At 64.7% G+C, this 20,147-nt stretch carries 22 protein-coding genes; 15 read left to right on the top strand and 7 right to left on the bottom strand.

The window, feature by feature from the left end:
* Nucleotides 1–75: 75 nt before the first annotated feature.
* Together U1E69_RS07020 and dusB are read right to left on the bottom strand one after the other, a co-directional pair.
* Nucleotides 76–1,173 carry a two-component system sensor histidine kinase NtrB gene (locus tag U1E69_RS07020; RefSeq protein WP_322243639.1) on the bottom strand — a complete coding sequence of 366 codons (1,098 nt, stop codon included), beginning with the start codon at nt 1,171–1,173 and terminating at the stop codon, nt 76–78.
* Nucleotides 1,170–2,120, bottom strand: a complete 951-nt coding sequence (gene dusB, locus U1E69_RS07015) for a tRNA dihydrouridine synthase DusB (protein WP_322243638.1) — start codon at nt 2,118–2,120, stop codon at nt 1,170–1,172. The genes U1E69_RS07020 and dusB overlap by 4 nt, the downstream gene beginning before the upstream one ends.
* Nucleotides 2,121–2,326: 206 nt before the next feature.
* Here dusB and U1E69_RS07010 point away from each other — a divergent pair, with 206 nt between their 5' ends.
* From U1E69_RS07010 to U1E69_RS06990, 5 genes are all read left to right on the top strand, one after another.
* Nucleotides 2,327–3,445, top strand: coding sequence for a bifunctional 2-C-methyl-D-erythritol 4-phosphate cytidylyltransferase/2-C-methyl-D-erythritol 2,4-cyclodiphosphate synthase (locus U1E69_RS07010; protein WP_322243637.1), 1,119 nt, complete (start codon nt 2,327–2,329; stop codon nt 3,443–3,445).
* Nucleotides 3,442–3,948 (top strand): phosphatidylglycerophosphatase A, encoded by a 507-nt coding sequence (locus U1E69_RS07005; protein WP_322243636.1) that lies wholly within the window; start codon nt 3,442–3,444, stop codon nt 3,946–3,948. The genes U1E69_RS07010 and U1E69_RS07005 overlap by 4 nt, the downstream gene beginning before the upstream one ends.
* Nucleotides 3,936–4,412, top strand: coding sequence for a nicotinamide-nucleotide amidohydrolase family protein (locus U1E69_RS07000; protein WP_322243635.1), 477 nt, complete (start codon nt 3,936–3,938; stop codon nt 4,410–4,412). The genes U1E69_RS07005 and U1E69_RS07000 overlap by 13 nt, the downstream gene beginning before the upstream one ends.
* 108 nt (nt 4,413–4,520) lie before the next feature.
* Complete coding sequence (locus tag U1E69_RS06995) at nt 4,521–5,447, top strand: IS1595 family transposase (protein WP_322243634.1); 927 nt, start codon at nt 4,521–4,523, stop codon at nt 5,445–5,447.
* Complete coding sequence (locus tag U1E69_RS06990) at nt 5,440–6,462, top strand: P63C domain-containing protein (protein WP_322243633.1); 1,023 nt, start codon at nt 5,440–5,442, stop codon at nt 6,460–6,462. Before U1E69_RS06995 ends, U1E69_RS06990 begins: the two co-directional genes overlap by 8 nt.
* Nucleotides 6,463–6,985: 523 nt before the next feature.
* Here the strand turns inward: U1E69_RS06990 and U1E69_RS06985 are convergent.
* Both U1E69_RS06985 and U1E69_RS06980 read right to left on the bottom strand, forming a co-directional pair.
* A complete protein-coding gene (locus U1E69_RS06985; RefSeq protein WP_322243632.1) occupies nt 6,986–7,852 on the bottom strand; it encodes an alpha/beta hydrolase family esterase in 867 nt (288 codons plus the stop codon).
* A 56-nt stretch (nt 7,853–7,908) separates the two neighbouring features.
* Nucleotides 7,909–8,367 carry a type II toxin-antitoxin system RatA family toxin gene (locus tag U1E69_RS06980; protein WP_322243631.1) on the bottom strand — a complete coding sequence of 153 codons (459 nt, stop codon included), beginning with the start codon at nt 8,365–8,367 and terminating at the stop codon, nt 7,909–7,911.
* Nucleotides 8,368–8,490: 123 nt separating this feature from the next.
* On the opposite strand from U1E69_RS06980, the gene hpt reads away from it, so the two are divergent.
* The 5 genes from hpt (at nt 8,491) to U1E69_RS06955 (ending at nt 11,806) form a co-directional block, all read left to right on the top strand.
* A complete protein-coding gene (gene hpt, locus U1E69_RS06975) occupies nt 8,491–9,036 on the top strand; it encodes a hypoxanthine phosphoribosyltransferase (protein WP_322243630.1) in 546 nt (181 codons plus the stop codon).
* A complete protein-coding gene (locus U1E69_RS06970) occupies nt 9,033–9,209 on the top strand; it encodes a hypothetical protein (protein WP_322243629.1) in 177 nt (58 codons plus the stop codon). Before hpt ends, U1E69_RS06970 begins: the two co-directional genes overlap by 4 nt.
* 59 nt (nt 9,210–9,268) lie before the next feature.
* Complete coding sequence (locus tag U1E69_RS06965; RefSeq protein WP_322243628.1) at nt 9,269–10,156, top strand: c-type cytochrome; 888 nt, start codon at nt 9,269–9,271, stop codon at nt 10,154–10,156.
* Between the two features lie 140 nt (nt 10,157–10,296).
* Nucleotides 10,297–10,761 (top strand): c-type cytochrome, encoded by a 465-nt coding sequence (locus tag U1E69_RS06960; protein WP_322243627.1) that lies wholly within the window; start codon nt 10,297–10,299, stop codon nt 10,759–10,761.
* A gap of 169 nt (nt 10,762–10,930) precedes the next feature.
* Nucleotides 10,931–11,806 (top strand): hypothetical protein, encoded by an 876-nt coding sequence (locus tag U1E69_RS06955; protein WP_322243626.1) that lies wholly within the window; start codon nt 10,931–10,933, stop codon nt 11,804–11,806.
* A 47-nt stretch (nt 11,807–11,853) separates the two neighbouring features.
* Here the strand turns inward: U1E69_RS06955 and lipA are convergent, their stop codons facing one another.
* On the bottom strand, nt 11,854–12,804 hold the full coding sequence (gene lipA / locus U1E69_RS06950; RefSeq protein WP_322243642.1) for a lipoyl synthase: 951 nt from the start codon (nt 12,802–12,804) through the stop codon (nt 11,854–11,856).
* 122 nt (nt 12,805–12,926) lie between these two features.
* Here lipA and U1E69_RS06945 point away from each other — a divergent pair, with 122 nt between their 5' ends.
* From U1E69_RS06945 to U1E69_RS06935, 3 genes are all read left to right on the top strand, one after another.
* A complete protein-coding gene (locus U1E69_RS06945; protein ID WP_322243625.1) occupies nt 12,927–13,610 on the top strand; it encodes an aquaporin in 684 nt (227 codons plus the stop codon).
* A gap of 191 nt (nt 13,611–13,801) precedes the next feature.
* Complete coding sequence (locus tag U1E69_RS06940; RefSeq protein WP_322243624.1) at nt 13,802–14,455, top strand: hypothetical protein; 654 nt, start codon at nt 13,802–13,804, stop codon at nt 14,453–14,455.
* Nucleotides 14,456–14,576: 121 nt separating this feature from the next.
* The gene (locus U1E69_RS06935; protein WP_322243623.1) at nt 14,577–15,149 is read left to right on the top strand and encodes a hypothetical protein; all 573 of its coding nucleotides are present in this window, start codon (nt 14,577–14,579) and stop codon (nt 15,147–15,149) included.
* 9 nt (nt 15,150–15,158) lie between these two features.
* Here the strand turns inward: U1E69_RS06935 and U1E69_RS06930 are convergent, their stop codons facing one another.
* Nucleotides 15,159–16,124, bottom strand: coding sequence for a DUF6456 domain-containing protein (locus U1E69_RS06930; protein ID WP_322243622.1), 966 nt, complete (start codon nt 16,122–16,124; stop codon nt 15,159–15,161).
* Between the two features lie 402 nt (nt 16,125–16,526).
* Here U1E69_RS06930 and U1E69_RS06925 point away from each other — a divergent pair, with 402 nt between their 5' ends.
* Nucleotides 16,527–16,811, top strand: a complete 285-nt coding sequence (locus U1E69_RS06925) for a DUF6477 family protein (protein WP_322243621.1) — start codon at nt 16,527–16,529, stop codon at nt 16,809–16,811.
* Nucleotides 16,812–16,862: 51 nt separating this feature from the next.
* Here U1E69_RS06925 and U1E69_RS06920 read toward each other — a convergent pair whose 3' ends face one another.
* The gene (locus U1E69_RS06920) at nt 16,863–18,404 is read right to left on the bottom strand and encodes a trimethylamine methyltransferase family protein (protein WP_322243620.1); all 1,542 of its coding nucleotides are present in this window, start codon (nt 18,402–18,404) and stop codon (nt 16,863–16,865) included.
* Between the two features lie 165 nt (nt 18,405–18,569).
* Between U1E69_RS06920 and guaA the strand changes: the two genes are divergently transcribed.
* Nucleotides 18,570–20,144, top strand: coding sequence for a glutamine-hydrolyzing GMP synthase (gene guaA / locus U1E69_RS06915; protein WP_322243619.1), 1,575 nt, complete (start codon nt 18,570–18,572; stop codon nt 20,142–20,144).
* Nucleotides 20,145–20,147: the final 3 nt, after the last annotated feature.

Below are 20,147 nucleotides of genomic sequence, written 5' to 3'. Positions count from 1 at the left end.
GCGCGCGTCAGCGCCTGGGTCAGGACCGTGCGGATCGTGCGGTCGTCGTCGGCGACGAGAATGGTGCCATCCATTTCAGCGGGACTCCTTCTTCTTCTCGCGCGGCGCCATTGGCAGCGAGACGCGGAATACGGTGCGGCCAGGGGTGGAATCGACGGTGATCCAGCCCTCGTGGTCAGTGATGATCTTAGAGACAAGCGCCAGACCCAGGCCGGTGCCATTCTCGCGGCCCGAGACGAAGGGCTCGAAGATATTGGCGGCGATGTCGGGACGAATACCGGGGCCATCGTCGATGATCTCGACGTTCAGCGGCAGGGCGGCCGAGGGGCCATCCTTGCGGCGCAGGCGCAAGCTGAGGTCGTAGAAGGTGTGCAGGCGGATCGTGCCGCCGTTGCGGCAGGCCTCGGCGGCGTTCTTGATCAAGTTCAGGAAGACCTGCATCAGCTGGTCGCTGTCGGCAAAGGTGGGCGGCAGCGAGGGGTCGTAATCCTCGGTGATGGTCATGTGGGCGGCAAATCCTACCAGCGCCGACTTCCGGGCGCGGTCCAGCGCGTCGTGCAGGTTCACCGGCTTGCGGTCCGGGGGCCGCAGGTTGCCGAACTGCTCCACCTGTTCCAGAAGCTTCACGATGCGGCGGGTTTCCTCGACGATGAGGTCGGTCATCTCCTGGTCTTCGGGCGCGAGGTTCATCGACAGCAGCTGCGCGGCACCGGAAATCCCGGCGAGCGGGTTCTTGATCTCATGCGCCAGCATCTCGGCCATGCCGATGGCGGACCGGGCGGCGGTCTTGGCCCCCATCGAGCGGCCCAGACGGTCGGCCAGTTCCCGGGGCGACAGGATCAGCATCACGATGCCGGGATTGTCGTGCATCGGCGCGAGGTGGATCGTGCACTGAACCGGGGGCCGTTCGCCGGTGGTCACGTCGACGTCGTTGATGTTCAGGGGCGACTGGTTGGCGCGGACGCGGATCAACGCCTCTTCCATCGGGGCCTCGATCGACAGCCGGTCAAAGACCGGCTGGCCGATCAGGCTTTTCTGCGAGGTGTTGAGGAAGGTCTCGGCCGCGGGGTTCGCCTCCAGGATCATCGCGCCCTGGTCGATCAATAGCGTCGGTAAGGGCAGCGAGGCCCAGATGACACCGGGCACCGGATAGGGCGCGCGGTAGGGGGTCATGCGGCAAGCTCCAGCTCGGCGAAGGCCTGTTCCAGAAGCTGGATCACGTCGGCCGGGTCGGTGGAGGTCAGGATCGCCTCGCGGGCATGGGGCAGGCCCGCCTCGTCCAGGTACCAGCCAAGGTGCTTGCGGGCCATGCGCAGGCCAAGCTCGCGGCCGTAGAAGGTGAGCATGTCCTCATAATGATCCAGGATCATCCGGCCCAAGGCGCCGCCTTCGGGGACCTTCGGCGCGGGCGTGCCGTAAAGGTCGTGGGCGATCTGGGCCAGCTTCCAGGGTGCGCCCTGCGCGCCACGGCCGATCATCACGCCATCGGCACCGGACAGGCGCAGCGCCTCACGCGCCGTGGCGGTGTCGGTGATGTCGCCGTTGGCGATGACGGGGATGGTCACGGCCGTTTTCACCGCCCGGATCGCAGCCCAGTTGGCGGACCCCTTGTAGAACTGGCAGCGGGTCCGGCCGTGGATGGTGATCATCTGCACGCCTGCACCTTCCGCGCGCTGCGCAAGCTCGGGCGCGTTGTGCAGGGTGTCGTCCCAGCCAAGCCGGGTCTTCAGCGTCACAGGGACCTTGACCGCCTTGACCACCGCCTCGATCAGCGTCAGCGCCAGGTCCAGGTCGCGCAAGAGGGCCGAGCCGCAAAGGCCGGTCGTCACCCGTTTGGAGGGGCAGCCCATGTTGATGTCGATGACGCGGGCGCCCTGCCCTTCGACGAACTTCGCGCCTTCGGCCATCCAGTAAGGCTCGCGCCCCGCAAGCTGCACGCTGGTCGCCTGTTCACCCAGGCCAAGTTCGGCGCGGGCACGGGCCTCGGGCTGGGCGCGGACAACCTCGGCGCTGGCGACCATCTCGCTGACCACCAGCCCCGCGCCGAAGCGGGCGACAAGACGACGGAACGGCAGGTCGGTGATCCCGGCCAGGGGGGCCAGGAAAACCGGAGGTGTCAATGACAGTGGGCCAAGAGGCAGGGACAAAGCCTTATCCTTGTGCAGTTGCTTACGGTGCTAGCGCCGCCACCTGACAGGACCAAGGCAGCGCGACGGGATTATGACTGAAAAACATGCGATGCACAATTTTTAGGCGTCAGCAGGTGCAAAGCGCCAGATTGTCATGCAGGTCGGGCTGGATTAGGCAGAGGACAAAGGAAGGTGCCATGCAGACAGCCGTGATCATCGTGGCCGCAGGTCGCGGCAGCCGCATGGGCGGAGAGGTGCCGAAGCAGTGGCAAATGCTGGCGGGTAAGCCAGTGCTGGCGCATACCCTGGCAGCCTTTGCGGGGATGCGGGTTGTGCTGGTGATCCACCCCGACGACCGCGCCCGCGCGACGGGCCTTGGCGTCGAACTGGTCGAGGGCGGGGCGACGCGCGACGCCTCGGTCCTGGCCGGCTTGCGGGCGCTGGAGGGGGCGGGTGTCGAGGCGGTGCTGATCCATGACGGGGCTCGACCGCTGGTACCGCGCGCGCTGATCGACCGGCTGGTTTTGGCGCTGGAGGAGCACATGGGCGCGGCCCCTGCCCTGCCGGTCACGGATGCGCTGTGGCGCGGCGATCACGGCAAGGTCTCGGGGACGGTCGACCGGACGGGCCTGTGGCGCGCGCAGACTCCGCAAGCGTTCCGCTTTGCGCCGATTCTGGCGGCACATCGGGCGCATCCGGGCGCGGCGCTGGACGATGTACAGGTTGCGCGGGATGCAGGCCTTGACGTGGCCATCGTCGAGGGCGACGAAACCAATCTGAAGCTGACCTATCCCGGCGATTTCGCCCGGGCCGAGGCGATCCTGAAGGGGCAAGCGATGGATGTGCGGCTGGGAAATGGCTATGACGTGCATGCCTTCTGCGAGGGCGACCATGTCTGGCTGTGTGGGGTGAAAGTGCCGCATGGGAAGGGGTTGCTGGGCCATTCGGATGCCGATGTCGGGATGCACGCCCTGACCGACGCGATCTATGGCGCGCTGGCCGAGGGGGATATCGGGCGGCATTTCCCGCCTTCGGACCCCCAGTGGAAGGGCGCGGCAAGCCACATCTTCCTGGCCCATGCCATCGGGCTGGCGCGGTCACGCGGCTATGATCTGGGGAATTGCGACGTGACCCTGGTCTGTGAGCGTCCGAAGATCGGCCCGCATGCCCTTGCAATGCAAGCGGAATTGGCGCGGATCATGGGGGTGGATGCAGGCCGGGTTTCGGTGAAGGCCACCACCTCGGAGCGGCTGGGGTTCACCGGGCGTGAGGAAGGCATCGCGGCGATTGCCACGGCGACGCTGGTGAAGGCATGAGCCGCGCGATTGCCACCTTCTTCGGCGCAGGGTTTCTGAAACCGGCCAGCGGGACCTGGGCCTCTGCGATCACGGTGGTCTTGGCGGTGGCGGCCTATCAGGCGGGCTGGGCGCTGGCGGTGCCGGTGGGGTTCGTGGTCGCGACGGGGCTGGGGTTCTGGGCGGTGCCGCAGTATCTGCGGGCGACGGGGGGCGAGGACCCTTCGGAGGTGGTGATCGACGAGGTGGCGGGGCAGCTTCTGGCGCTTTCGTTCACGGTGATCCCGCTTTGGCGGCACGATGTCCCGGACCTCTTGTTCGGGGCCTGGCCGGGCTGGGTCGCGCCCTTCCTGTTGTTCCGGCTGTTCGACATCTGGAAGCCCTGGCTGGTGGGCCGGGCCGACCGCATGGCGGGGGCGAAGGGCGTTATGCTGGACGACCTTTGGGCGGGGCTGTTCGCCGGGCTTTGCTCGGTCGCGCTGGCGGGGCTTTATCACGGGGTGGTGCAGCCGTGGCTGGGGTAGAAGTCGCAGACCTGCTGGCGCGGGCGCGCTACTGGGGCGTCAGGATCGCCACGGCGGAAAGCTGCACCGGGGGCCTGGTCGCGGCGGCGCTGACCGATGTGGCGGGGTCCTCGGACGTCTTCGAGCGCGGGTTCGTGACCTATTCCAACGCGGCGAAGGTCGAACTTCTGGGGGTGTCCGAGGCAACGCTGGCCACATATGGGGCCGTGTCCGAAGAGGTCGCGCGCGAAATGGCCGAGGGGGCGCTTGCGCAGTCCGCGGCCGACCTCGCGGTCTCGATCACCGGGATCGCTGGGCCCGGCGGGTCCGAGTTCAAGCCCGAGGGGCGGGTCTGCTTTGGCCTTGCGCGCAGAGGTCAGGCGACACAGGTCGAGACGGTGGAGTTCGGGGCGCTGGGTCGGGCGCAGGTGCGCAAGGCCGCGACCGAGCACGTGCTGGGCCTGCTGGTCGCGGCGCTGGTGTAGGGCCAAATCCTTTCGAAAAGATTGGGACCTATATACTTAACTAGCCAAAAATCGCTTGACCCCGGCGCCCATTTTGGCTAGCTATATTCGTTAGCGATGGAGTTCACGATGCAAAAGCCCGAAACCCTCAGCACCTTTGAGTTCTTCCGCAAGTTCCCGGATGAGGAAGCGGCGCGCAGGTTCTTCGAAGAACGCCGTTGGGGTGGTGAGCCGGTTTGCGGCCACTGTGGCAGCGTCTCGGTCACTGAATGCAAAGACCACAAGCCGATGGCCTATCGCTGCAAAGACTGCCGCGCGCACTTCAGCGTCCGCACGGGCACTGTGCTTGCCGAAAGCCGCCTGCCGCTGCTGAAGTGGCTGCTGGCCATCTACATGCTCACCTGCGCCCGCAAGGGCATCCCATCGACCCAGATGGCCCGTGAACTTGGCATCACTCAGAAATCGGCTTGGTTTCTTGCACAGCGCATCCGCGAAACTTGGCTGAAAGACCGCGACGACCACATGGACGGCGATCTTCAGGTTGATGAAACCTACGTCGGCGGCAAGGAAAAGAACCGCCATATCGACAAGAAAACCAATCCCGGCGGTGGGGCGAAGGGCAAGGCTGTTGTCGTCGGTATCCGTGACAAGAACGGCGAAGTCCGCGCCAAGCATGTCGCCGATGCCAAGGGCGAAACCCTAAACGACTTCATCTGCGAAAACGCGGCAGTCGGCTCAACCGTCGTCACTGACCAACTGCGAGTCTACCGCGCGCTTCCTGGCCTTGGGTATCGCCATGTGACCGTCAATCACCAAGTCGGCCAATACATCAACGGCCAAGCCCATACAAACGGCATTGAAAGCTTCTGGGCGCTTCTGAAGCGCGGCCACTATGGCATCTATCACTTCATGAGCGCCAAGCACCTGCACCGCTACGTCAAGGAGTTCTCCTTCCGGCACAACACGTCGCAGGTTGGCGCCATGCAGCTCATCAACATGACCATCGACCGGATGGTTTCCAAGCACCTGTCCTATGAGGAGTTGATCCGTGGCTAAGAAACCCGAAGAAATTGCGCCGATTGATGACACCTTTGAGAGTGTCGTCGATGCGATGGTTGGCGTGGGCAGCGGACCCGCCGACGATGAGATCCCCGGCAAGGACCTCGCTGACATGGTTTCGGCAACCCACAAGGGGATACTGCCCATCGGTGGTTTGCAGTTGGAATGCTACGTCTTGGAAGACGGAAGGCGTGTTTTTCACAAGCGGGGCATGGCTAAGGCGCTTGGGTTGAAGTCGGAGGGCGGGAACGCCTTCATGAAGACTTTGGGCGGGAAGAAGCTTGGATCCGAAGTGGCAGAAGATCTTCTGAAAAAGATCGAAAACCCCATCCTTTTCAATGCTGTGGGGTCGGATCCAGCCCACGGCTACGAAGCGGAGATCCTGGTCGAGGTTTGCAAGGCTGTTATCCGCGCCCGCGACAGCGGGAAATTGAGCAAAGCGCAGGAGCCGATGGCTCGTCAAGCGCAGGCTATCATCAACGCTTTGGCGAAGGTCGGCATTGTCAGCCTTATTGATGAAGCTACCGGCTACCAGACGGAGCGCAGCCCCGACGCCTTGCGCCTCATGGTGCAAGCCTACATTGAGCAAGAAAAGCGCGAATGGGAAAAGGAGTTCCCGGATGACTTCTACATCACACTGAACAAGGTGTATGGCTCAAGCCAGTATGTGAAGAGGCAAGGCGGCGCTACCGTCATCAACAAGCCTCAGCACTTCGGTAACTTCACCAATAAGTACGTCTATGGCCCCCTTGAGCGGGGAGAAGTCCTCAAGGAACTTCAAAGGTTGAACCCCAAGATTGATGCGAAGGGGACGCGCAAGGAGCGGCTGCATCAATTCTTGAGCAAGGGCTATGGACTGGAGAAACTCAGAGCGCAGCGCCAAGAAGTTCTCACGATGCTGAAGCTGGCCGATGACATTGAAGACTTTAAGCGCCTTTACGAGAAGCGGTTCGGCCCCCTGGACGGCCAACTGTCACTTTTCCCTGATTTCTTCCCAAGCAAAGGCAAGTGAAACCAAGACGTGTAAACTACCTTAGACCAAAAACGCGGCCAATCTTCAATGCGGACTCATCATCTGGAATGCGCGCCAAAATGGTAACTGCCCCAGTTGCATCTTCTGTTTCCTCTTCGGTGAGGAAGTATCCCGCCGTATCACTCGGTGGTTCTGGGCATCGCGCCAGCATCCTCGACGTGATTGGAGCGATCATCAGCCGCTTTCCATTCTGCGACTTCCCGGTAAGATAAAGGTCCGCCATGTTTGCCTCAGGGGTTTTTTGGAATGAGTGAATCACCGACACATCGCTTGGTCAAGACACCCAGCCCCATCAGACGCGACCCGCCGCTTTCAGAACATGGAAGCGGCCTGCAAGACGATAGCGGAATGGTGGGATAGCATCGAGCCGCCAGAGGGCGCGATTTTCTGATACCCACCAAATGCCCGATGATTGGGCCGTAACTGGTTGGCCGGTGTGGCCAGTTCTGTATATAGACCCCAAAAGATTTGCAAATTCCTTCGAAGGAATTTGTCCCGGACGTCAGGGATGCGCCGCGAAAAAGCGCAGGATCTCGGTGTTGGCGTCGATCTCTTGCGTCTTTCCCTCGGTCAGCCGCGCCTTGCGGCCGCCGGGCCAATGGTGGCCCCCACCCTGGACGGTCATCAGTCGCAGGACGACTTTGCCGCGCCTTTGGTAGTCGGTCACGGTGATGGACGTGCCGTCGTCGCGAGTGTCGATGCTGCGCCGGGTCTCGGCCAGAACGCCGCCCCAGGGCGCCAGAAAAGCCTGCACCACGGATGGAACCGAGGCGAAATCGGTCCGCGTCAGGCTGGTGTCGCCCTGCCCACCCTCGTAGGGGACCATCGTGTCGGCGGTGCCGTGGATGATCAGCGCGGGGACCCGGCCTTGAACGCGGGTGCGGGACGTGTCCATCGTGCCCGAGACGCCCGCCACGGCACGGACAAGGTCCGGGTTCTGCGCAGCAAAGGTTTCCGCCAGGATCGCGCCGTTGGACATGCCGGTCAGGTAGACGCCTTGCCCGTCCACTCCGAACCGCTGGGCGGCGTCGGCGATCACCTGCTTCAGAAACCCCATGTCATCAACACCGCGACGTGCGGAAGGGCCGCAGCAGTAGCCGCCGTTCCAGGTCAGCAGCCGATCCCCCCGCCGACCGGTCCCTGCGGGAAAGACCACGGCAAAGCCTGCACGGGTCGCGACACGGGCCAGACCCGAGGCTTGCGCGAACTGGTCCGGGTCGCCTCCGCCCCCATGCAGCGCCAGGATCAGGGGCGCACCCTTGGGGTTCGCGGGCAGCTCGATCCGGTACCAGCGGTCTCCAAGCCGGACAGTTTCGGCGGCAAGCGGCTGGGACAGGACAAGGGCAATCAGCAGGGCAAGGATGCGCATGGAACCTCCGGACGGGTCGTTCGGGTTTCACGCCGCCGCGAGAGATTTCCGTCGCGTCAGATCGGCCCCGGCCCGTACAATTCCGCCGCGCGGCGCTCGAAGGCGCGGACGACACGCAGCATGGCATCGTTGAAGACCACGCCGATGATCCCCTGCAGGATCGCATTGCGAAACTCGAAGTCGACGTGGAAGTCGACCTCGCAGCCGCCGGGAATGTCGCGGAAGGCCCAGTTTGATCGCATGTGGCGGAAGGGGCCGTCCAGGTATTCGGTGTCGATCTTCTTCGCCTCGGCCCACAGCGTGACCCGGCTGCCGAAGCGTTCGCGGAAGACCTTGAAGCTGATCACGAGGTCCGCCTCCATCACTTCGCCCCCGCCCGCGATGGGCGTGCGCGAGCGGATGCGGGCGGCGGAATTCCAGGGCAGGAACTTCGGATAGGATGCGACATCGGCCACCAGATCATACATCTGCTGGGCGCTGTAGGGCAGGCGTTTGGTTTCGGAATGGGTGGGCATCTGCGTCTCTTTCGGCCCGAGATGTGGCCCGTCCCGGCGGCAAGATCAAGCGGGCGACATGTCACGGCCTTTGCATCTGTGGCTTTGGCGGCTAGGAAGGGGCGAAGTAACCGGATGACCGCAATGCCAGACCGCCCTTATGTGATCGACCAGATGATCAGCGCCAAGGCCATCGCGGCCCGGGTCGAGGCGCTGGCGCGCGAGATCACCACGCATTTCCACGGCACCGACAAGCTTGTGGTCGTGGGTCTTCTGCGGGGCTCTTTCGTCTTCATCGCCGACCTGGTGCGCGAGATCGAACTTCCGGTCGAGGTCGATTTCCTGGAGGCTTCGTCCTACGGCGACGCGATGCACTCCAGCCGCGAAGTGCGCATCCTGAAGGACCTGCGGGGCGAGATCGCGGGCCGCGACGTGCTGGTAGTCGAGGATATCATCGACACCGGCTTCACGCTGCACCATGTGATCCACCTCTTGCAGGCGCGGGAACCCAAGCGGCTGAAGGTCTGCGCCCTGCTGGACAAACCCTCGCGCCGGGAGGTTCCGGTCAAGGCCGACTGGACCGGGTTCGAGATCCCCGACGAGTTCGTGGTGGGCTACGGCATCGACTTTGCGCAACGCAACCGCAACCTGCCTTACATCGGCAAGGTGCGGTTCACCGAGGCAACATGAACGCCCTGACCTGGCTTTTGCGTGCCAAACGCTGGGCGCAGAACCCGCCCTCCGAGGGCCGGGTGAAGCTGGTGTTCGGGGTGGTGGCGCTGTGTCTGGTGCTGGTCGGGATTGAATACTTCATCGGCTGGCCTGACTGGATGACCGTCGACAGCCTACGCCAGAAACCGTGATTGGACGCGGGCGGCCTGTCGGTTAGGGTCGCCGCAAAGTTGTAGTCGGAGGTTGGGCGATGCGGATCATGCGCTGGCTGGTCGTTCTGGGTCTGGTCGGTGCCGGGGGGCTTTACGTGCTTGCCCGGCCCAATCCGCTGGCCGCCGCCGCCGTGTCGGACCTGACCGGTGATGCCGCGCGGGGCGAGTTGGTCTTCTGGGCCACCGGCTGCGCCTCGTGCCACGCAGCCGACAAGGCCGAGGGGGACGCCCAGCTGATCCTGTCGGGCGGGCAGCGCTTCCCCTCGGACTTCGGCACCTTCGTTGCCCCGAACATCAGCCAGGACCCCGAGCACGGGATCGGCGGCTGGACAGTTCTGGACCTCGCCAACGCCATCACCCGCGGGGTCAGCCCGGAAGGCGAGCATTACTACCCTGCCCTGCCCTATGCGTCCTACGCGAAGATGGAGATGCAGGATGTGGCGGACCTTTACGCCTTCATGCAGACCCTGCCCGCGGACGCGACCCCCAGCCAGCCGCATGAGCTGGGCTTTCCCTTTTCGCGGCGCGAAACCATCGGGGCCTGGAAGCTGCTGTTCCTTGACGACGACTGGGCGCTGCCGGGGAACCTGACGCCGACAGCCGCGCGCGGGCGCTACATCGCCGAGGCGCTGGCGCATTGCGGCGAATGTCACACGCCGCGCAACATGCTGGGCGGCATGGACACCGCCCGCTGGCTGGGGGGCGCGCCGAACCCGTCGGGTGACGGACGCATCCCGAACATCACCCCGGCCAAGCTGGGCTGGAGCGCTGGCGACATCGTGCAGTACCTGACGACAGGCTTCACGCCGGATTATGACAGCGTCGGCGGCCACATGGCGCATGTGGTCGAGAACATGGCCCGCCTTCCCGAAAGCGACCGGCAGGCGGTGGCCGAATATCTGCTGGCCGTGCCGAATGTCGAATAGGCGCGGACCGGCTTAACCCATCCCGACCAGGCGGTTTTTCGCCGTAAGCGCGAGCATATCGAGGCCCAGTACACCACAAGTTATATTGCGTGCGCCCGCGAAGACAGGCTTGGTGGCAGAACTCATGCAGGGAGACACCAATGAGACGTTTGCTTCTGATTGCCGCGGCAGGTGCCGTGCTGGCCTCGGGCGCGATTGCCCAGGAAGAGGATCCGTTCGCGGATGCGGTCGAAATGCGGCACGGTCTTATGCTGCAGATGGCGACAGACCTGGGCAAGGTCGGCGCGATGGCCAAGGACGAGGTGCCCTATGACGCCGCGGTGGCCGGCAAGGCTGCGGCCAACATCGCGGCCATCGCCTCGGTGCTGAGCATGGATCAGTTTCCGGCCGGGTCCGAATACCAGAAGTCGGCGGACAGCTTCGCACTGCCGGCAGTCTGGACGGCGCAGGATGACTTTCTTCAGAAGATTGCCGACCTCAACACTGCGGCTGCAGCGTTCCAGACCGCAGCGGCGACCGACCTTGACAGCCTGAAGGCGGGAATGGGCGGGATCGGCGGGGCCTGTTCGGCCTGCCACAAGGCCTATCGCCAGCCCGAGGAGTAACGCCTGAAACGCGTCGCTTGGGGGGCGGGCGGGGCTTGTCCCCGCCCGTTCCGCATTTATTGACCAGCGCGACGGCGCGGTTTCGCACAACATGTTGTTCAGACGGACTTTCCTTCTGCCGGGTTTTGTGTCATACTGCCAAAAAACCCGAGCAGAAAAGACAACAAACATGACCAGGCTTCTTCTTCCCGCGCTTGTCGCGGCTTTCGCGCTTCCCGCATCGGCTCAGGACTCCGGTCTGTCCTTCGGCGGTGACGTCAAGCTGGAGTATCTGGACGCCGACACCAACGCGGGCTTCGCGCTGGACGGCGACGTCGGTCTGAGCTGGCGGTCGGGCGGGCTTCTGGGCTTTGATGCCGCGCTGGACTCCACCTACCTGGACGATGGGTCGGACTTCACCAACGTCTGGGCCGCGCTGGTCCTGTCGACGGGTGCGGGCGAGTTTGCGGTTGGTGCCCCACGCCCCTTGTCGGACACCGAGCGGGTGATGCCGCGCTTTTCCACGTCGCGCGTGGTGGATCTTAGCTCGAACTTCCTGAGCGGTCCGCTGACTGGCCGTGTCAGCGCCGTGGATCGCGGCATGACCCCCGGCATCACCTGGAAGCAGGAGGCGGGCAGCCTTAGCTTCGGGGCCGGGTATCACCACATGAACGACCGGAACGTCGACGTGGCCGAAGGCTTCATGCACTATGCGGCTGGTGCGACGACGTTCTTCATCACTGGCGAGTTTGCCACGGCCCCCGGCCCCAATCCGTCGCTGATGCAGATCGGCGCGTTCCACGATGCCGACCGCTTCGACCTTGGGGCCTCGCTGGCGCAATATGATGCCGGCGACACCCGTCATACCGTGCGGCTTTACGGCAGCGTCGATGTCATGACGGCGCTGACCCTGCGCGGCGACATGCTGATGGTGCAAAACGCCAACGACGCCTACTCGGTCTCGGCGACCTACAGCCTGGACGGCGGTCTTTACGTTGAAGGCGGCGGCACCAAGGTCATGGGCTCGGACGAGCTGTTCGACATCGGCGTCGGCTACAAGTTCTAAGGCCCGCTGGGCCTTGACGAAAGGGCCGCCACGGGGCGGCCCTTTTGCTATCCCCGCCCTGCCTGCCGGGCGTCCCGCATCCGGGCGAAGTCGTCCCCGGCGTGGTAGCTGGACCGGGTCAGCGGCGTGGCCGAGACCATCAGGAACCCCTTGCCCCAGGCTGCCGTCTCGTAGGCCTTGAATTCGTCGGGCGTGACGAAGCGGTCAACGCGGTGGTGCTTGGGGGTCGGTTGCAGATACTGGCCGATGGTCAGGAAATCCACGTCGGCCGACCGCATGTCGTCCATCACCTGCAGCACGGCCTGCCGCGTCTCACCCAGGCCGACCATGATGCCCGACTTGGTGAACATCATCGGGTCCAGGTCCTTGACGCGCTGCAAGAGGCGAAGCGAGTGGAAGTAGCGCGCCCCGGGGCGGACCTCGTGGTACAGGCCGGGCACGGTTTCAAGGTTGTGGTTGAAGACATCGGGCCGCGCCTCGACCACCTTCTCCAGGGCCGAGGGCGGGCACTTCAGGAAATCGGGGGTCAGGACCTCGATCGTGGTGGTGGGTGAGCGGTGGCGGATCGCGCGGATGGTCTGGGCGAAATGGTCTGCCCCACCGTCATCCAGGTCATCGCGGTCGACGGACGTGACGACGACATGCGCAAGGCCCAGTTCGGACACCGCATGGGCAACGCGGCCCGGCTCGAAGGCGTCCAGGGTCTGCGGCTTGCCGGTCGCCACGTTGCAGAAGGTGCAGCCGCGGGTGCAGATCTCGCCCATGATCATCATGGTGGCGTGGCCCTGGGACCAGCATTCGCCGACGTTGGGGCAGCCTGCCTCCTCACACACGGTGACCAGCTTCTTTTCGCGCAGGATGTCGCGGGTCTTCTTGTAGCCCTCGGACGTCGGTGCCTTGACCCTGATCCAGGACGGCTTTTTCGGCTGGGCATTGTCGGGTCGATGCGCCTTTTCGGGGTGACGCTCTTCAGGAAGCTTGAGGTCGCGCACGGAAATTTCCCCCTGACCGGCTGGTTCCCCTTCAGATAAGCCTGTTTCGCGTCCAAGGCAACGCGGCAAGGCCCCACAGGGACGCCCGGAGCCCATGCAAAGGACGCACAGCTGGTGTGGAGTTTGTGATGACGAAGACATTTCTTGCCGAAGTGATCGGCACGGCGATCCTGGTGCTGTTTGGCTGCGGTGCGGCTGTGCTGATGGGTCCGCAGATCGGGATGACCGGCATTTCGCTGGCCTTCGGGTTCGCCATCGTGGCGGCGGCCTACGGGATCGGCCCGATCTCGGGCGCGCATCTGAACCCGGCGGTCAGCCTTGGGGCATATCTGGCCGGACGGCTGCCGGTTTCGGCGCTGGGGACCTATGTCGCGGCGCAGCTTGTGGGTGCGGTGATCGGCGCGGGCGTGCTGTATCTGATCGCTTCGGGCCAGGCGGGCTATGACATCGCAGTGAACGGGCTGGGCCAGAACGGCTATGGCGCTGGCTATCTGGGGGAATACTCGCTGACCTCGGCCCTGATGTTCGAGGCGGTTATGTCCTTCCTCTTCGTGACCGTGATCCTGGGGGCGACACAGGCGGGTGCGCCGTCGGCGATGGCGGGGCTGGCGATCGGGCTGACGCTGGCGGCGATCCACCTGGTCGGGATCAACGTCACCGGAGTCTCGGTCAATCCAGCGCGGTCCTTCGGCCCGGCGGTCTTTGTCGGCGGCAAGGCGATGGCCGACCTTTGGGTCTTCATCGCGGCTCCGCTGGCCGGCGGCGCGCTGGCCGGCGTCCTGCACCGGATCGGAATAACGCGCGCCGCCTGACATCAGACGACGGCGCGCGGGCCCGGGGACGGGGAAGCCCCGGAGCGAGGGGGATGCCTATTGAGGCATCCCCCTTTCGTTTTGCTTGACTGCACTACGGCCCTGTATGACCCTTCCGTGCATCGCCCCAGCCTTTGTCTTGCGCAGACCCGTGGTGTCTTCGCGCGGAATTTTTTCGGAAGGCCATTCCCATGCCAAACCTTGATTCACTGGTCGGAAAATACATCGATTACCGCATTCCCCCCGGAGGCACGCTGACCGCCGCAGAAACTGCCAGGATGATGCAGGGCTCCAAAGGGATGTTGCGGGGCAAAAGCCAGATGGTCACTGCACGGGTCTATGACGCGGCAAACAGTGCCGCATCAACCGGCGTCACGAACTTCCGGTTTCTGGAATACGGCCAGGGGGCAATCACCAACTGCCGGATGGATCAGCCGGTCCTGACCGGGCCGCTGTCAGGATGCTGGTGTTTCACCTACCTGCGCGGCGCCCAGAAGCGGGTTGCCCATGTCGGCACCCTGGTCTCGCCCACATCGCCCGAATCGATTTTCGTCAAGACCTCGTGGAAAGCGCGGATCGCGGCGCATCAGGGCGATGCCAGCCAAAGGATCACCCAGGTCAAGGGAAACAATGCCGCTCAGATCATGGGGGACGCCGAGACCCATGTCCTGTTCCAGCAGATTGGCGGCTCGCCCTACGACATCAACGTCTGCGCCTATTTCGTGAATGACCAGGCCTGGTCGATCCTGGTCTGCAAGGAGGGCGGCAAGACCCGCATCGTCAAGGTCAAGCCGATGCCGCTGGTGGACTGGGCGCGGGCGCAGCAGTTGGCCGTCTTTGGCTGAGCCTTGGGCCTGCGCGACCGACCAGAGCGACGGCATTTGCCCCTCGCCCGCGCCGGCTTGATGCGGATCAAGGTTGCCCGGCCGCCGGTCTGTCATCACCCGGTTCGAACGGGGGACGACGATGACCGGATTTGAGCTGACCCTTGCGGTGCTGGCGCTGCTGCTGACGCCGGGGCCGACGAACTCGCTGATGTTGCTGGCGGGGGCCGAGCGTGGCCTGACGGGTGCCATGCGACTGATCCCGGCCGAGCTTGCAGGCTATCTGCTGACCGTAGTCCCACTTTCCCTGGCCGGAGCCGCCCTGCTGGCGGATCACGACGGTCTGCGCACCGGCCTGACACTGGCGGCTGCGGTCTGGGTGGCGGTGCTGGCGGTGAAATTGTGGCGCGTGCCCGGCGAGGCGGGCGCGGGGCGCGCCGTGGATGGGCGGGCGCTCTTGGTGACGACGGCGCTGAACCCCAAGGCGCTGATCTTCGGGCTGGTGCTTTTGCCGTCGCCCGACCGGCTGGCGGCGAACCTTGTGCTTTTTGCCGGGCTGGTCGCCCTGGTGGCCGTGCTTTGGGCAGGGATCGGCGCGCTGATCCGGGCCGGGGGTACGCGCCAGCCGCGCGCAATGCTGGTGCTGCGGCGGCTGGCGTCGGTGTGGCTGGCGGCGATCTCGATCGCGCTGATCGCGCGCGGGGTCGGTGCCTGAAGGCAGGGCCTAGCCGATGAGCGGGCCGGACTTGCCGTAGGTTTCCTCATAGTGCCGCCGCAGCCGCATGAGGGCGATGCGCAGCACGATCTTGCCCGACCGCGCCGCCCAGCCCATGCGCTTTTCGGCGACCTCCAGCCCTTCCAGAAAGCAGCAGCAGCGCAGCGCCACGTCGCCAAGCCCCGGCCCCAGGTCGCGCAGCGCCGCGGCCACGCGGGACCGGGCCGAGGACGGGCCTTCCGCCAACCCGCTGTCCGCCTGAAACGCCCCCCGGTCGCCACCAGTCAGGAACCGGTCCCAGTTCTGCGCGACGCGGGGACCCATCTGGGCCAGCTCGAAATCCTCGCGCAGACGTTCGGCGGCAGCGACGAGTTCGGGTTCCAGGAAGGGTTTGCCGTCCCGGTCCCTGCGGCGACCCAGCAGCGCGACCGGGCTTTCCGCCAGGTTGTAGCGGACCCGGCGCGGACCGGCGTCGTCGATCACCTCGCGCTCATCCCAGGTGCGGTGCTGGTCGCCGAAGGGGGTTGCGGCCTCGGCCATGCCCTGACGGCGGCGGTCTTCCTCGTCCACCATCCGCTTCAGCGCGGCACGGCCTGCCGAGGTGATCTCGTAGGTCGAGACGCGGCCCGGCTTGCGGCAAGTGACCCAGTCCTTCAGCGCGAACGCATGCGCCACGGACCGTTCCAGCACCGCCGTGCGCAGGCTTTTCCCGTCTGGAAGGTCACGGATCACCACTGCCTTGTCGAGATCGGGCGCAATCGCCATCACTGCGTTCGGTTCGGCCAGGCGGCGCAGCACGCGCATGCCTTCACGCATCAGCGCCTGTTCGTCGCAGATCTCCGGGGCGTCGGGGCCGGACGTGTTTGTGGGGCCGGCAAGACGCGGGTGGACGGACATGATCGGATCATCCTTCTTGGCTGGGGCAGCGGCCTGGCGGGGAACGAGGCGGGAGACGGCAGAAAGGGCCTCGTCCATCAGCGGGTCTTCACGACGGTTCTCGAACCGACGCACCTGCCTGAGGATGGTCGAGGCATGCAGACCTTCGCGCCGCGCCAGTTCCCTGAGTGATGTGCCTTCTTCGGTGTGATCGAGGTAATGTCGCACAGCAGCAGGAAGCCAGTCTGGCAGGCTGGCAGCAGTCAATTCTGACAATTCAATCGTCCCGTATTTGTCCACACCGTGGCTGCAATACGTCCAGCCTTGGACATCTGCAACCTTGGGTGGAATTGGTTAGCCGTTCGTTAACCTCCCGGCCAACCTCGACAATTCTACGGAAATCTTAAACTCTTCAGTAACCTCCGCGCGCTGGAACTGAAAAATACGCAACGCAAGGTTGTGTTCGATAAGTATGCATCCGTCCAGACATGGAGGATCCCGATGACCGACTGCCGCACTATCCTTGCCACAATTCGCCGTCCGCGGCTTCTGATGCGTGCTGCGCGCTTCGGGTTGCAGGAATACCGCCGCGAGCGGGACCTGCGCCGCTATGTCGGCAACGCTGCCTCGCCCGAGGATACGGTGTCATCGCTGATGTCGGTCGAAGCGCGGCTGGAAGCGAACCGGCTTGCGGGCGACGCAGCCTATTCGGTCGCGCGCCACATCGAAGTGCTGATCGCGCTTTTGGCCGAGGCGCAGTTCCTGCGGCGCGGCGGTATGGCCTGAAGCTGTGCCAGGCCTTGAAAAGGGGCGGTTTTTCCGCCCCCTTTCCGGTTTTCAGATGAAGGCGTCGGGCATTTCCGACTTGCGACGTGCGACAAAGGCATCCAGCGCCTCGCGCGTGCCTGGATCGAGGTCGGGGGCCTGGTAATCGGCAAGCTGCCTCTTGACCCTTTCGTTCGCCAGGGCCTGCGTGTCGCGCGCGCCTTCCTCGGCCCAGGTCTCGAAGGGCTTGTAGTCGAAAAGGTCCGACCGCCAGAAGGCCGACTTGAAGTTGGCCTGGGTGTGTTGGCAGCCAAGGTAATGGCCGCCGGGACCCACTTCGCGGATCGCGTCCATCGCCTGGCCGTTCAGGTCGACCTGGATGCCCTGCGCAAGGTGGTGGAGCGTACCAAGCTGGTCGGCGTCCATCACGAACTTTTCATAAGAGCTAACGAGCCCGCCTTCCAGCCAGCCGCAGGCATGGAGCATGAAGTTGACCCCGGCAAGGAGCGCCATGTTGAGGCTGTTCGCGGTTTCATAGGCGGCCTGGGCGTCCGGAAGTTTCGAGCCGCAGAACGACCCGCCGGACCGATAGGGCAACCCAAGACGCCGCACCAACTGGCCTGCGCCATAGGTGATGTGCGAGGCCTCGGGCGTCCCGAAGGTCGGCGCGCCCGAGTTCATGTCGATGCTTGTCACGAACGCCCCCGCAATGACGGGCGACCCCGGGCGGACCAGCTGCGAATAGCTGACGCCCGCAAGGATTTCGGCCAGCACCTGGGTCAGCGTTCCCGCCACCGTCACCGGCGCCATCGCCCCGCCGACGATGAAGGGCGACACGATCGAGGCCTGGTTGTTGGCCGCATAGACCTCCAGCGCGCCCATCATGATGCCGTCAAACACCATCGGCGAGTTGATGTTGATGAGGGAGGTCATCACCGTGTTCTGCTGGACGAAGTCCGCGCCGAACAGGATCTTCGCCATGTCGACCGAATCCTGCGCGCGGCTGGGTTCGGTGACCGACCCCATGAACGGCTTGTCCGACAGCGTCATGTGGGCGTGCAGCATGTCGAGGTGGCGCTTGTTCACCGGCACGTCGGTCGGCTCGCACACCGTGCCGCCGGAATGGTGCAGCCATTTCGACATGTATCCCAGCTTCACGAAGTTCTGGAAATCCTCCAGCGTCGCATAGCGGCGACCACCTTCCATGTCGCGCACGAAGTGCGGGCCGTAGACCGGAGCGAGGACCAGGTTGCGGCCGCCGATGTCGACGTTGCGCTCGGCGTTCCGGGCGTGTTGGGTGAAGGTCTTCGGCGCGGTCGAGATCAGCTTGCGCGCCAGGCCCCGGGGAATGTGCACCCGTTCGCCCCTGACATCAGCCCCGGCATCGCGCCAGCGGGCCAAAGCGGCGGGGTTTTCGACGAAGTTCACGCCGATCTCTTCCAGCACCGTCTCGGCGTTGTGCTCGATGATCTGCAGCGCTTCTTCGTTCAGGATCTCGAAGTTGGGGATGTTGCGCTGGATGAAGCGCGCGGTCTCGAAGCTGACCGCGGTGCGTTCCGCCCTGCGGCTTGCCCCGCCCCCACTGCGCGACCTGCGCCCTGCAACTTCGTTCATGGTCCACCTCCGGGTGATGTTTGCCGCCCTTATGCCGCCAATCCCACAGGCACCGCCCCCCGAAACCGCCGCATGTCTGCCAAAACCGACATGCACCTTCGTCGCAAACGACACGGAGCGCGCGGGATATCTTGCACTCGGGCCGATCCCGTCCTAATCGGGCGCATGAGCCAGACACATGACCGCCTTCTGATCATCGACTTCGGTTCCCAGGTGACGCAGCTGATCGCGCGCCGCCTGCGTGAGCTGAACGTCTATTGCGAAATCCACCCCTACAACCGTGTGGACGAGGCCTTCCTGAAGGCCTTTGCCCCGAAGGCGGTGATCTTCTCGGGCGGGCCCGCCAGCGTCTATTGGGAGAACGCCCCGATGCCGCCGGCCGGGGTCTTCGACCTTGGCGTCCCGATCCTGGGGATCTGCTACGGCCAACAGGTGATGATGCATTGCCTTGGCGGCCACGTCGAAGGCGGCCACGGCACGGCGGAATTCGGCAAGGCCTTCGTCACCCCCACGGCACTGACCCATCCTTTCCTGTCCGGCTGGTTCCCGCCCGAAGCCGGCCCGCAGGCGCAGGAACAGGTCTGGATGAGCCACGGCGACCATGTCTCGAAGATCGCGCCGGGGTTCAACGTCTACGGCACCTCGCCCAACGCGCCCTTCGCCATCACCGCCGATCCGGCCCGCCATTTCTACGCCGTCCAGTTCCACCCCGAGGTGCACCACACCCCGAAAGGCGCGCAGCTTTACGAGAATTTCGTCAAGCTGGCGGGCTTCAAGGGCGACTGGACGATGGGCGCCTACCGCGCCGAGATGATCGAAAAGATCCGCGCTCAGGTCGGCGACAAGAAGGTCATCTGCGCGCTGTCCGGCGGGGTCGACAGTTCGGTCACCGGACTCCTGTTGCATGAAGCGATCGGCGACCAGCTGACCTGCGTTTTCGTCGACCACGGCCTTCTGCGCCTGGGCGAAGCCGAGCAGGTCGTCCAGATGTTCCGCGAGAACTACAACCTCAACCTGATCCACGCCGATGAACGCGACCTTTTCCTCGGCGCGCTGGAGGGGGTCTCGGACCCAGAGGTCAAGCGCAAGACGATTGGCAAGTTGTTCATCGACGTCTTTCAGAAATACGCGGCCCAGATCGAGGGCGCAGAGTTTTTGGCGCAAGGGACGCTTTACCCCGACGTGATCGAAAGCGTGTCCTTCTCGGGCGGGCCGTCGGTGACGATCAAATCGCACCACAACGTCGGCGGGTTGCCGGAAAAGATGGGCCTGAAACTCGTCGAACCGCTGCGCGAGCTTTTCAAGGACGAGGTCCGCGCCCTGGGGCGTGAGCTTGGCCTGCCGGCCAGCTTCATCGGCCGTCACCCCTTCCCCGGACCGGGTCTTGCGATCCGCTGCCCCGGCGAGATCACCGCTGAAAAGCTGGACATCCTGCGCAGGGCCGATGCGGTCTATATCGACCAGATCCGCAAGCACGGGCTTTACGACGAGATCTGGCAGGCCTTTGCGGCGATCCTGCCGATGAAGACCGTGGGCGTGATGGGCGACGGGCGGACCTACGACTACGCCCTGGCGCTGCGGGCAGTGACGTCCGTGGACGGCATGACCGCCGACTACTACCCCTTCACCCACGACTTCCTGGGCGAGACCGCCACCCGGATCATCAACGAGGTCAAGGGCGTGAACCGCGTCTTCTACGACTGCACCTCGAAGCCGCCCGGAACGATCGAGCTGGAATAGGCC

The sequence above is a fragment of the Tabrizicola sp. genome (assembly GCF_034366665.1).
Lineage (GTDB): Bacteria > Pseudomonadota > Alphaproteobacteria > Rhodobacterales > Rhodobacteraceae > Tabrizicola.
The sequence above is the reverse complement of the archived record's forward strand: the minus strand, read 5'-3'. Positions and strand labels throughout refer to the sequence as shown.